Consider the following 13283-nt stretch of genomic DNA (forward strand, 5'->3'; position numbering starts at 1 on the left):
CTTGAGGCTCCTCTAACGCCTCGTTTCGAAAAGTATTTCTTTTTATGAAAGCACTAATAAGACTATCACTGAGCATCTGCACGCTGAGCTTTCTCGCTGGATGTGGTGAGAGTGTGAATCACGAGCAAATCCGTGAAAAAGGCTTCATTTATTGCGGCCAAGGTAATCCTAGTACCTTCAACCCACAGCTGGTTGATAGTGGCATTACCGCAGAATCGCTGAGCCCTCAAATCTTCGATACACTGCTCACTCTTGATCCGATGACGTACCGACCAAAACAGAACTTGGCGACAAGTTGGTCTGTTGATAAATCAGGTACAGAGTACACGTTCAAACTGCGCCCAAATGTTGCGTTCCAAACGACAGACTGGTTCACCCCAACTCGTAGCATGAATGCACAAGATGTGGTGTTTAGCTTTGAACGTGTCATTGATAGTTCAAACCCATTTCATTATGTGGGTGGCGGCCTATACCCATGGTTTGCCGGAATCGACTTCAAAAACCTGATTGTCGATATCACCGCAGTTGATGACCTAACGGTGAAATTCCAATTAAGTCGCCCAGACAATTCGTTTCTCAACAATATCGCCACCAGCTATGCAGTCATTCACTCTAAGGAGTATGCCAATCAGCTCATTGCAGCGGATGAGAAAAATCGAATCGATTCCAATCCAGTCGGCACTGGCCCTTTCTACTTAGATGAATACCAAATCAACGACCTAGTGCGCTTGAAAAAGAACAAGCACTACTGGAAAGGTGAAGTACAAATGGACCAAGTTGTGTTCGATACTTCACAACGTGGAACGGGCACACTTGCCAAGCTTCTTCGCAGTGAGTGTGACGTGCTCAACTCTCCGATCTCTAGCCAGATCCCTATTATTCAGGCTCATGAAGAGTTGAAGATTTCTGCCACACCGGCGGTTAATGTCTCTTTCATCGCGCTGAATACTGAGCACCCTGCACTGCGTGACTCTCGAGTTCGTAAAGCGCTCAACTTAGCCATCAATCGTCAGAACATTCTCGATTCTGTGTATTACGGTACAGGAACCAAAGCCTACACCTTGCTTCCTCCTACTTCTTGGGCTCACCAAAAAGACAGCGTTCAAGTTCGCTACGACCGAAACTATGCGGTTGCGCTTCTCAAAGAAGCTGGCGTTGAACCTGGGTTAGAGCTTTCAATGTGGGTACCACTAGAGCCACGCGCATACAATCCAAGTCCAAGAAAAACGGCAGAACTGATCCAAGCAAACTTGGCTGATATTGGTATTGAATTGAAACTCTATACCGACGACCGATTTGACCGCACCCAGTTGTCCTCTATTTCCTCGACAGACTTGTTGCTTACAGGCTGGATAGGCAATACAGGTGATCCAGACAACTTCTTGCGCCCGCTGCTCTCATGCAGCTCCGAGCGTGCAGGGTTAAACGTCTCGATGTGGTGTAATTCAGACTTTGATTTCCTTCTCGACTTAGCATTAGAGATAAATCAACAAAGGCACCGTGTGAACTTGTACCGACAAGCCCAAAATATTCTTAATGAAGAAGTTCCTGTGATTCCTCTGGCTCATGGCGTGCAATTTCGCGTGCACGATCGTTCGCTAACAGGCTTTAAAGCAAGTCCTTTCAATGCCCAACCTTTTGATCAAGTCAGAAGAGAGGTGCAGTAATGTTTTGGTATACATTAAGACGTGTAAACTTATTCGTTATTACGCTAGGGATTCTAACCTTAGTGGGTTTTTCTCTGCTTCGATTAGACCAAACCTCCCCATGGGCAATTCAAGATTTCTGGCCTGGATGGATTAGCTATATCACTGAATTATCGACGCTAAACTTTGGCCTAAGCAAACACGGTGTGCCTATCATCGATGAGTTGGTCCTGGTGTTCCCTGCAACGCTAGAACTGTGCTTCTTTGCCTTTGTGTTGGCACTCATCATCGGTATCCCTTTCGGCACCATTGCTGGTATGAGACAGGGTAAGTTTGTTGATACCACCATATCGTTTACCTCTATGGCTGGTTACTCTGCACCTATCTTTTGGGTCGCATTGCTGATGATCATGGTGTTTTCACTGCACTTTGAAATGTTCCCAGTTGGTGGCCGATACGACCTACTTTACGAGATTGAACACGTGACTGGATTCGCGATGATTGACGCCTTTTTTGCCGAAGGTCGCTACCGCGCGCACGCACTACAAAGTGTTATCGAGCATATGGCGTTGCCTTGTCTTGTTTTAGCACTGGCGCCAACGACTCAGGTCATCCGATTGATGAGAGCGTCAGTGGCTGAAGTAATGACACAAAACTACATCCGCGCTGCGCGAATTAAAGGTCTTTCCACCAGAGAGATCATCACGCAGCACGTGCTAAGAAACGCGATACCTCCGATTATTCCTAAGGTCGGTGTTCAGCTATCGAGTATGTTAACGCTTGCTATTGTTACCGAGTCTATCTTTAACTGGCCGGGCATTGGTCGTTGGTTGTTGGATGCCTTATCGAATCAAGATTACGTTTCAATTCAAGCAGGCGTAATTGTGGTAGCAACCTTGGTTTTGACCGCCAACATTCTGTCCGATCTACTGGGCGCGATGATCAATCCACTGGTAAGGAAGGAATGGTATGCTAACAAATAACGTCTACCAAGAAGAACAGATTCCAACCCAGTTCGAACGTTTCTGGCGCAGCTTCCGCAGCAATAATCTAGCTATGTTTGGCTTGTGGTGTTTGGTGCTTATCATTCTGGTCACCGTCACTTCACCTTGGTTAGCCCCGCATGATGCACAAGAACAAACCGGTCACCTATTAACGCCGCCCTCTTGGGATCCTGCGGGAACGGTAGAATACTTTCTAGGTACGGATGACTTAGGCAGAGATATTCTCTCTCGCCTAATAATTGGCTCTCAGTTAACGTTCGGCGCCGCGGTGGTGATTACCTTTATCGCAGCCGTCATTGGTTGTCTGATTGGCGTACTTGCTGGTATGACGCGCGGTTTACTATCAAGCACGCTAAACCACCTGCTTGATACTGTTATGTCGATTCCATCTCTTCTACTGGCGATTATCTTCGTGGCATTCCTTGGCTTTGGCGAGTTTAATATCTTGCTCGCCTTGTGCTTGGCACTGATCCCGCGCTTTATACGCTCGGTGTACATTGCCGTGCATGCTGAAGTAGAAAAAGACTATATTCTGGCTTCTCGCCTTGATGGTGCGAACGATTTTTACCTGCTATGGAATTCAATCCTTCCGAACATTCTTACCGTAATCGCACTTGAAGTTACGCTGGCACTGTCAGTCGCAATTCTTGATATCACGGCTTTAGGTTTCCTAGGGCTTGGCGCTCAAGCACCGAGTACCGAGTGGGGTTCAATCTTGGGTGATTCAGTCGAGTTGATTTACCTTGCGCCATGGACAGTAACCCTACCCGGCTTAGCTATTATGTTTACAGTGATCGTGATTAACCTCGTCGGTGAAGGTGTTCGCCAAGCGCTAAATGCAGGAATCGAATAATGCCGTTACTTGATATTCGACATCTAACCATCGAGATTGAGACCCCTCAAGGGATGGTTAAAGCGGTAGATCGAATGAGTATTACCCTCAATGAAGGGGAAATTCGTGGCTTAGTAGGTGAATCAGGCTCAGGTAAGAGCTTGGTTGCAAAAGCGATCGTCGGGGTTTGTAAAGAAAATTGGAAAGTTTCTGCAGACCGAATGCGCTTAGGCAATATCGACCTACTGCAACTGACGCCGAAAGAAAGACGCCGAGTGATCGCCCGCGATATCGCAATGATCTTCCAAGAGCCATCAACGTGTCTTGACCCTTCTGAAAAAGTAGGTAACCAGCTCGTTGAAGCGATCCCTTCCCATTCGTTTGAAGGTCGTTGGTGGCAACGATTTAAGTGGCGTAAGAAGCAAGCGATCGCATTACTACACAAAGTCGGCATCAAAGACCACTCTCGCCTAATGGACAGTTACTCTTACGAGCTGACCGATGGTGAGTGTCAAAAGGTGATGATCGCAATGGCGATCGCTGCCAAGCCAAAAGTCTTGATTGCTGATGAGCCGACCAACGATTTGGACCCAATAACACAGTCTCAAATATTGCGTCTGTTGAGCCGTATGAACCAGATCAATAACACCACCATCGTGTTGATCGGTCATGACTTAACCACCATTACCCAATGGGCAACTCGCATTACCGTGATGTACTGTGGTCAATCTGTAGAATCCGCTGATACGCCGAAGCTGTTGGATGCACCCAAGCACCCATATACTGTTGCTCTGTTAAAAGCGATGCCAGACTTTAACGACTGGATCCCCCACAAGGAGAAGCTACAGTCTTTGCCGGGGTCAATTCCACCGCTGCAACATCTTCCTATTGGTTGTCGGTTAGGCCCACGTTGCCCATACGCGCAAAGGCAGTGTGTCGAGATCCCACATACTAAACGTATCAAGAACCATAAATTTAACTGTCACTTCCCTCTGAATATGGAGAAGAAAAAGAAATCATGAGTGCATTATTAGAAGTCAGTGATTTGTCAAAAGACTTTACGACTCGCTCTGGTCTTTTCCGTAAAAAGATTCATCAGGCGGTGAAGCCGGTCAGCTTTTCCCTTGAAGCAGGCCAAACGATTGGTTTTATTGGTCAGAATGGTTCTGGTAAATCAACATTAGCAAGAATGCTCGCAGGCATGGTAGAACCAACCGCTGGCGAGATCCGCGTGAATGGCGAAAAACTAGAGCACAAAGATTACTCGACTCGTTGTAAGCTGATTCGAATGATCTTCCAAGATCCGAACACGTCGCTTAACCCACGTATTCAGATTGGTCGAATTCTTGAAGGCCCATTAAAGCGAAACACTAACATGCCACCAGAAGCCCGTATGCGTCGTGTGAAAGACACACTACTGCGCGTGGGCCTTCTACCGGAACATGCTTACTTCTACCCTCAGATGCTTGCTGCGGGCCAGAAACAGAGGGTTTGTTTGGCTCGAGCCTTGATACTTCAGCCATCCATCATTGTCGCTGATGAAGCGTTAAATGGTTTGGACATGGCAATGCGCTCGCAAATCATCAATCTGTTCTTAGAACTTCAAGAAGAGATGGGCGTATCGTTCGTTTATGTATCTCAACACCTCGGTATTGTGAAGCACATTACCGACAAGATTATTGTAATGCACGAAGGCAATGTGGTTGAGAGTGGGGAAACGGATCAAGTGTTGACCAATCCAACTCACCAAATCACCCAAAGATTGGTTGAGAGCCATTTCTCCAAAGCACCCAACCACTAATCTGTAATCACGCTGCATCCAGCAGAGGGGAAAAGTATGTTACGAACAGCTTCAATGCTTCCCCTCTTGTTGGTGCTGTTGTCCTTTAACGCGACAAGCACACCGCTCACATGGCTAGATAGAAGCTTTGTCGAAACAGCCTTTTATAACGTCGCGCTTCAACACGAATACTCCCAAGGCAACAAACCGCTCGCCAAGTGGAAACAACCGATCAAGATTTGGATCGATCATCGAGTGGGCGATGAGGAACTGCATCAAGAGCTCACAGAGCTTCATATCAAACACTTATCTGAAGTCACCCAACACCCAATAACAATCGTCAGTAAAGAGTCCGAAGCGAACGTTAAATGGATATACACAAGGCAGAGCCAGTGGGTATCTGAGGCGAAATCGGTGCTCAAGCTCAAATCAACTCAGCATTTAAATAGCGCCATCTGCACGGCGGGCTATAGAACCAATTCTAAAGGCGAGATTGTATACGCTGGGATTGTAATCCCGGTTGATCAGGCAAGATCGCGAGGTAAGCTGGTCGCCTGTATCGTGGAAGAGATCACACAAGTTCTAGGCCTGCCGAATGATTCAGATAAAGCCTACCCTTCTATTTTCAACGACCACACGCCAGAAGACTTATTATCGCCGTTAGACGTAGTGCTACTGCAATTGCTCTATGAACCAGAATTGAAAGCTGGAATGACAAAATCTGAAGTAAAACCTATCGTTCGAAAGATACTCAAGAGATACAGCAAAACAGGTGTGCTTCAGCAAGCTTCTAAAGCCGCACAGCAAGCGCCTTTGTATCAGTTGATTGGGTATTGACGAATATACGTTGGAAGCAGCTTAGATGGGATAATTGAATAATAGCGCTGCCTAAGAAAGGCAGCGCTGACTTACGATGTTACTGTATTACGAAAGAATTAGCGCTTAGCTGCCTGCTTTTTCAATTCGAAATCGAACTCATCAGGGAACAAGATAACGCCTTCTTCTTGCTCGTTCGGGAATACTACAACAGCAAGTTCGTCGTCTTCTAGACCGTTCGTCCAGCGACTGTGCCATTTATTCAACGAAATAGACTCAGCTTTACACTCAGACCAATCACCCGTTGCCCATGATTCTGCGAACTCTTGGTTTGGCCATACTGGAACACAATCTTCATCTTCTGTGTTCAGCATTACACAACCGTGTTCATCGGTTAAGATCCATACTTCACGGTTTGCTACGATTTCTTTCACACAGTATTTCAGGCGTTGCTCGCCCGTATACTTGTTGATTTCAGCGATTTTTTTATCGTCTAGCTGTGTAGTCATCTTAATTTCCTACTTTAGTCAGTAACTTTGCTCTTAAAGCTATTTTATGCCGAGTGTTTTTAACTTCAAACATTATCGATGAAGAAGAAAGTCTACTTCAAAGAAAAACGCCTGCTAAATAAGCAGGCGTTTAATATTAAGCGACTTGATTAAACAAGCTCACCTTGTAGCCAAGGCCAGCCTTGCTTCTTACGGCTTAGTGTATTTTCCATCATCAATACGCCGTCTTTCTCGTGCTTAACCAGTTTCTCAGCCCACTCACCTTTGTAAAGAAGACGAGTTTGAGCAGTAGTGATATCTGTTAGCATTACTGCAGCGAACGCTAGACCGTCTTTCTCACAACGCTCTTCAAGATCAGCTTCTAGCGCTTCGATCATGCCGTCTACTTGCTCAAGAGTCGCAAGTTCAACTTGACCAACAACAACATCGCGACCGTTGAATGGGTAGCCTTTAAGGTCTTTTTCTACTAGCTGTGCAGCAGATAGGCCTTCGATGTTTGTCTTAGCGATTAGAAGCGCTTTGATGAATGCATCAACGTCAGTTACGCCAGCGATTTCAGCAAGCTCAGCAACGGCGTCTTTGTCTTTTTGAGTACATGTTGGAGAAGCGAAACCAACTGTGTCTGAAAGAATTGCAGACATCATTAGTTTAGCGATTTGTTGAGAGATTGCGTGACCTTCAATCTTGAACATGTTGAAAAGTACAGTGTTTGTACAACCAACAGGCCAGATCCAAGCTTCCATTGGGTTTACTGTCATCACGTCACCTAGACGGTGGTGATCGACAATACCTACGATCTCTGCATCAGCAACATCATCTGGTGCTTGTGCTAGATCTGAGTAGTCTACTAGCCAGATTTTCTCACCAGCAACAGAAGTACGAAGCTCTGGCTTTTCAGCACCAGCGACTTCTAGAATGTGTTGAGTTTCGCGGTTGATCTCGCCTTGGCGAATTGGTGTCGCTTCCTCGCCACGAGCTTTAAGAAGCTCTGTTGCAACTAACGCACTACAAATACTGTCACTATCAGGGTTTTTGTGACCAACAACTAAAATCATGTTTCTTCCTATTACACTAACAATTATGACTCTACCTTTAGAGCCTCTCTTTATTAGCCATACTTTACCTCATTTTTTTAGATTGGTCATGTTTCGTGGGTTTAGCCAATAGTAACAATAGATAAAAAAACAACAAATGCAATTGATAATTATTATCATTCGTATATATTTATCTTAAGCCACTAATTTTGAGTAACACCTATGGATCGACTAATCTCTTTTTTGCCAAGCAGTAGCGCTGCGAAAACAACTCAATTTTCACTGTCATTTAAGCGCCTGCTTTTACCTATCTCACTTGCAGCTTTAGTTATGGCGCCTGCCACGCGAGAATTGACGGTCACGACCTTGTCAGACGCCTTTTGGGCAGTGTCTTGTTATGTTGCTTTAACCTTGGCTATTTATCACTGGTTAAGTCTGTACATAAACAAAGATAACGTCTTCAATAAGCTCGTCCATCAATCTCGTTCAAACCAAGTGGTATTCGCGGCTCTCATGGGCGCGTTGCCCGGCTGTGGCGGAGCGATAGTGGTAACCACACAATTTATCTCGGGAAAACTCGGATTTGGTGCCGTAGTTGCGGTGCTCGTCTCAACCATGGGTGACGCGGCGTTCCTACTCATAGCGAGCGAGCCTAAGACAGGTTTAGCCATGATGGCGATGGGCGTCATTGTGGGTACTGCGTCAGGTCGAATCATTAACTTGTTTCACGCAGACGACTTCTTACGCCCAAAAAAAGCAGAGAAAAATGAAGTGGTGAGCAGCTGTGCTTCTCAATCTCAAGACAAAGAAGCAGTATCGAAAAAAGCGATCAACCTACAAGGCTATCTATGGTCTGTACTCATTATTCCAGGTGCTGCAGTTGCCCTACTTGGCTCTTTTCAAGTGGATGTGAATGAGTTGCTCGCTTTGCCCGAAATGTCGATGGAATGGGCAGGCACTATTTTGCTGATTAGCTCGATGTTTCTATGGGGACTGACTCGTGAAATTGAAGATTACAAATCAGCCGTTAGTGAAGATGAGAAGTGTGTAGGCTCTCATCCACTGCAAAAGACCGCTCAAGATACAAACTTTGTTACCGCTTGGGTGGTGGTTGCCTTTCTTTTCTTTGAATTTGGTTCTGTGGTAGCAAATGTCGATTTTGCGACGCTATTCTCAAGCTGGGGCATCATGCTCCCCCTGGCTGGCGTGTTGATGGGTTTGCTACCAGGCTGTGGACCACAATTATTGGTCACTAGCCTGTACCTTTCAGGCGCACTACCACTTTCGGCTCAGGTAGGTAACGCAATCTCAAATGATGGTGACGCGCTATTCCCTGCGATTGCGATGGCTCCCAAAGCGGCACTGGTCGCGACCTTATACTCTAGTGTGCCCGCACTAATCTGTGCTTATGGCTATTGGTTTATGTTTGAAATCTAACTTGATCAGAGTTAACTCCATAGGCTTCTGTAAGGTCAGTACTTTGTATCGGCCTTTTTGTTTCCGTCAGCCTAGTCTTTCCACAGTTTTTTTTGACCTTCCCTTCCTGATCCACTGTTTCTACTACTGCTCTCAAACAGCACGTTACAGCCTGTCTCAAAAACGCCCTCTATTAGCCCTGTACAATGCTTATTTAGAAACACCAACACTGATATCAAAAATACAAAAAGCCCCTGTAAGAGTGCTTACAGGGGCTTTAATTCAAGCTTTAATCTTGGTTCTTAAGACAAGACTTAAGAAACTTCGATTGGACCACCGAATGAAGTTACTGGAGGCAGTTTGCCTTGGAACTTCTCGAAATCAACCAAACATGTGTTTGCTGACGTTGCTTGAGCAAGTTCAGACGTACCGATATCTTGAGTCAGTGTGTTTGGATCGCCGTATGTATCTAGCGCGCCCACTTTCTCGTTGATCGGACCGTACCAAGCACCTTCTTCGATACGAACAACACCAGGAGCGTAGCTATCCATTAGAACAGCACCTGCTAGTAGTTGACCACGGTCGTTAAACACACGTACTACATCGCCATCTTTGATGCCTTTCTTCTTAGCATCTACTGGGTTGATGTAGATTGGCTCACGGCCTTGTACCGCGTAAGTCGCACGCCACTCTTCAGATTCACACATCTGAGAGTGAAGACGCTTGTCTGGGTGACAAGATTGTAGCCAGTATGGGTGTTTGTCAGAGCCTGGACCACCGTGTGAACGTTCAGATTTCTCGAACCACATTGGGTGTTCTTGACAGTGCTCGTAACCCATGTTGCCAACAGTACGGCTTGTGATTTCGATGAAACCAGAAGGAGTACCTAGTGCGTTGATCTCTGGATCTTCACGGAATGAAGCGTGGCGAGTCCATGGCTTACCTTTACCGAAGTCTAGGAAACCTTTCTCCCAGAACTCAGCAAACTCAGGCATTTCGAAGCTGCCTTCGTTTGAAGCGCGACATTCGTCGTACAGAGATTTAACCCACTGCATTTCGTCCATACCACGCGTGTAATCGTCGTAACGACCCCAACGCTTAGTTAGGCTAGACATGATCTCGAAGTCAGTCTTAGACTGGAACAGAGGATCCACTAGCTTGTGCATTGCGATCAAACCACGGCCAGAGTACGCGCCGTAACCATCGATATCGTTACGTTCCCACTGAGTACAAGCTGGAAGAACAATATCAGAGTGACGACAAGTTGCAGTCCAAGCGAAATCAACAGCCACTACAGTTTGTAGGCTCTTGAATGCTTTACGCATCTTGTTGCGATCTTGGTGGTGGTGCCACGGGTTGTTACCACTGAAGACCATCATCTTGATGTCAGGCAGTGTCACTGTCGCGCCGTTTGCTTTGATCTTCTTACCTGGCTCTAGCAAGCTATCTACCCAACGAGCAACAGGGATTACGCGGCTGTAACCGTTGTAATCTGTGTTGGTGTACTTAGGCGTTTGACCTTGGTCGATGTTCAGCGGGAAAGAACCCGGAGCACCGAAGCCAGTTGAAGATACACCGATACCAGAGTAGTGGTGACCGTAAGAGATACCACCGCCCGGAAGACCGATTTGGCCAACCATTGCTGCGATAACTGCACACATCCAGTAAGGCTGTTCACCGTGCTCTTGACGTTGGATACTCCAACCAACAAGAATCTGTGTTCGACCGTTAACCAGCATCTTAGCGAAGTCACGGATAGAGTCCGCGCTTGCGCCACAGATAGCAGAAGCCCACTCAGGAGTCTTCTCAACTTTATCTTTCGTTTCACCTTGAACGTACTTGATGAAATCTTCAAAACCTAGACAGTAAGTTTCGATGAACTTCTTGTCGTATAGGCCTTCGTTGTAAAGAACGTGAGCAACACCAAGCATGAACGCCACATCAGTTTGTGGGTTGATGTACATTTGCTCGTTTTCTAGGTAACGACCTGTTTTGTTTTTAACAGGGTCAACAGAAACAACGTTGATCTCTTTCTTAGCAACTTTTTCTTTCAGCTGTTCTAGGTATGCGAACGACTCGTGAGTCTCACATGTCCAACCTACTTGAAGGTTTTTAACTGGATCGTTACCCCAAAGAACAATGTTGTCACTGTTTTCTAGGATAAGTTCCCAAGATGTACCTTGTGCGTAAACTTCAGTAGAACCTAGCACGTAAGGCATGATCGTTTGACCAGCACCTGTTGAGTAGTCACCGATTTTCTTCACAGAGTAACCGTGAAGTGCCATTGCACGTTGCATGTGGTTCGTACAGCTGTGGAACTGACCTGTTTGTCTCCAACCAGTTTGACCTGTGTGAAGCGCCCATGGACCGTAATCTTTCTGTACGCGCTCTAGCTCGCGGTAAACAAGGTCTAGTGCCTCATCCCAAGTCACACGAATAAAGCGGTTGTTACCACGCGTGTCTGCGCTGTACTTATGCTTCTTCAACCAATCTAGGCGAACCATTGGGTAACGCACACGTGATGGGCTGTAGATAATACCTTTAATACCTTTCAGCATCTCTGTTGGGTGCTGATCGATTTCTAGAGGTTTAATTTCTTGTACTTTACCCGCGTAAACGCGAGCTCGGAATGCACCCCAGTGAGAACCAGAGACTTTCCACGCGCCGTCTGTTTCTGCAGCAGATGCTGAAGCCGACGCCAATAAGCTTGGGCCGATAACCGATGCCGCACTTGTCGTCGCGACACCTTTCAGAAAACTTCTTCTTGTAATTGCCATTGTGTTACTCCAATTGACGTCTTATTAGTGATGGCCTTCAGAAAAATCTGATGAGTGCTTCTGTAGATACTTAAGAACAAGTGCTTCTGTATCTGTATCGAAGTTAACGAATGCAATCATACCATCTAGCATGCCTACCCAACCGTTAGCGCTGAAGTGAGCTTCATCTGGCTGTGAGTGACACGTTGAACAGTTAGATTGGTACGCTTGACCAGCTGCGTTCCAGATTGGATCGAAGTTATCAACCATAGACTCTTTCTTCATCCAAAGTGCTAGGTTAACTTCTTCCCAAGGAAGGCCAGTTAGCTCATCTTCTTTCTTCTCACCAACAGTGATTACGTCACTTTGAGATACTTCTTTCGTCAAGATTGCAGTCGAGATGTTCATACCGAAGTCTTCTTGGATTACACGTCCGAAGCCTTTCGCTTTACGCCAACCGTCGATTTGAATCTTGATCATGTCGCCTTTTTCGTCGATCACAGCAACTTTACTTGCAGGGCTTAATAGACCCGCTTCAACTTCAGCTGTTTCATCTGTGTACATTGGTAGGTGACGAATAGAGATCACGTCTGAACCATTTGCGTAAGATGTGCTGCTTGCTACGTTTTCTAGCTCGCCAACAATACCGCTCGCTGATGCCATATCTAATGGAAGGTTGTGAGCAATACCTTTGTGACAGTCAACACAGCTTTGATCACGCTCTGCCGCGTTCTTCATCTGGATACGCGCTGTTGGGCGCATGTTTTCGAAATCCATTGAATCGTAGTTGTGGCAGTTTTTACACTCTAGAGATTTGTTCGAAGAGAAACGATCCCATTCGTGTTTAGCCAGTTCGATACGACGAGCTTCGAATTTCTCAGGTGTATCTAAGTCACCAAACACTTGAGCGAATACTTCTTTAGATGCTTGCATCTTACGAGCAATTTTTGCTGTCCATTCATGTGGAACGTGACAGTCAGGACAAGTAGCACGTACACCAGAAGTGTTTTTCCAGTGAACCGTTTCTTGTAGTTCTACGTATACGTTGTCACGCATGGTGTGACAGCTTACACAGAATTCTTCTGTATTTGTGTGCTCTAGAGCTGTGTTAAAACCGCCCCAGAAAATAACACCGGCGATAAAGCCACCCATAGTTAGTACACCAAGACTGATGTGTACCGCTGGGCGAGTCATTGTGCGCCATAATTTAACTAAAAATGATTTCATGTTTAGCTCTCTTAAATATTGATTTTAAAAAATGTTGTTACTAGAGGGCATTACATGCCGCCGTGAGCACCAGGAGGTCCGAATACAAACACTTGCAGTGCCCAAACTAGGAAGCCGTAACCACCTACAAAAGCCACACTTAATATTGGAAAGAGAACCACCGCGATGAAGAGGAAAGACTTCCACTCCAACGAGCGTTTTTCGCCAGTTTCAATTTTATTAACATCACTCATACATTTTGCCTATTTTGTATTTAGTAATTT

12 protein-coding genes are annotated in these 13283 nt (G+C 45.9%); 7 read left to right on the forward strand and 5 right to left on the reverse strand.

What is annotated here, in order from left to right:
• Positions 1–44 precede the first annotated feature (44 nt).
• From sapA to MSG38_RS10065, 6 genes are read left to right on the forward strand one after another with little or no spacing between them, the layout of a single operon-like run.
• Positions 45–1667: an ABC transporter substrate-binding protein SapA gene (sapA, locus tag MSG38_RS10040; protein ID WP_017065332.1), complete on the forward strand. Its 1623-nt coding sequence runs from the start codon at positions 45–47 to the stop codon at positions 1665–1667.
• Positions 1667–2629, forward strand: coding sequence for an ABC transporter permease subunit (locus MSG38_RS10045; protein ID WP_017060307.1), 963 nt, complete (start codon positions 1667–1669; stop codon positions 2627–2629). Before sapA ends, MSG38_RS10045 begins: the two co-directional genes overlap by 1 nt.
• Positions 2616–3503 (forward strand): putrescine export ABC transporter permease SapC, encoded by an 888-nt coding sequence (gene sapC, locus MSG38_RS10050; protein ID WP_017065331.1) that lies wholly within the window; start codon positions 2616–2618, stop codon positions 3501–3503. The genes MSG38_RS10045 and sapC overlap by 14 nt, the downstream gene beginning before the upstream one ends.
• Positions 3503–4504 (forward strand): oligopeptide/dipeptide ABC transporter ATP-binding protein, encoded by a 1002-nt coding sequence (locus tag MSG38_RS10055; protein ID WP_017060305.1) that lies wholly within the window; start codon positions 3503–3505, stop codon positions 4502–4504. The genes sapC and MSG38_RS10055 overlap by 1 nt, the downstream gene beginning before the upstream one ends.
• On the forward strand, positions 4501–5283 hold the full coding sequence (locus tag MSG38_RS10060) for an ATP-binding cassette domain-containing protein (RefSeq protein ID WP_017060304.1): 783 nt from the start codon (positions 4501–4503) through the stop codon (positions 5281–5283). The genes MSG38_RS10055 and MSG38_RS10060 overlap by 4 nt, the downstream gene beginning before the upstream one ends.
• Before the next feature lie 36 nt (positions 5284–5319).
• Positions 5320–6099 carry a DUF2927 domain-containing protein gene (locus MSG38_RS10065; protein ID WP_048609407.1) on the forward strand — a complete coding sequence of 260 codons (780 nt, stop codon included), beginning with the start codon at positions 5320–5322 and terminating at the stop codon, positions 6097–6099.
• A gap of 98 nt (positions 6100–6197) precedes the next feature.
• On the opposite strand, the gene MSG38_RS10070 is transcribed toward MSG38_RS10065, so the two are convergent.
• Both MSG38_RS10070 and MSG38_RS10075 read right to left on the reverse strand, forming a co-directional pair.
• Positions 6198–6587, reverse strand: a complete 390-nt coding sequence (locus MSG38_RS10070) for a DUF2750 domain-containing protein (RefSeq protein WP_004734596.1) — start codon at positions 6585–6587, stop codon at positions 6198–6200.
• A 149-nt stretch (positions 6588–6736) separates the two neighbouring features.
• A complete protein-coding gene (locus MSG38_RS10075; protein ID WP_017060302.1) occupies positions 6737–7642 on the reverse strand; it encodes a manganese-dependent inorganic pyrophosphatase in 906 nt (301 codons plus the stop codon).
• A gap of 201 nt (positions 7643–7843) precedes the next feature.
• On the opposite strand from MSG38_RS10075, the gene MSG38_RS10080 reads away from it, so the two are divergent.
• Entirely contained in the window at positions 7844–9058 is a 1215-nt protein-coding gene (locus MSG38_RS10080) for a putative manganese transporter (RefSeq protein ID WP_248401748.1), read from the forward strand.
• A gap of 293 nt (positions 9059–9351) precedes the next feature.
• On the opposite strand, the gene torA is transcribed toward MSG38_RS10080, so the two are convergent.
• The 3 genes from torA to torE are packed head-to-tail and all read right to left on the reverse strand — an operon-like array spanning position 9352 to position 13253.
• A complete protein-coding gene (torA, locus tag MSG38_RS10085) occupies positions 9352–11814 on the reverse strand; it encodes a trimethylamine-N-oxide reductase TorA (RefSeq protein WP_248401749.1) in 2463 nt (820 codons plus the stop codon).
• 24 nt (positions 11815–11838) lie between these two features.
• Entirely contained in the window at positions 11839–13020 is a 1182-nt protein-coding gene (gene torC / locus MSG38_RS10090) for a pentaheme c-type cytochrome TorC (RefSeq protein ID WP_017060299.1), read from the reverse strand.
• 50 nt (positions 13021–13070) lie between these two features.
• Positions 13071–13253, reverse strand: coding sequence for a trimethylamine N-oxide reductase system protein TorE (torE, locus tag MSG38_RS10095; protein WP_008222628.1), 183 nt, complete (start codon positions 13251–13253; stop codon positions 13071–13073).
• Positions 13254–13283 lie beyond the last annotated feature (30 nt).

This window comes from Vibrio sp. 1CM24A (genome assembly GCF_023161725.1).
Taxonomy (GTDB): domain Bacteria; phylum Pseudomonadota; class Gammaproteobacteria; order Enterobacterales; family Vibrionaceae; genus Vibrio; species Vibrio coralliirubri.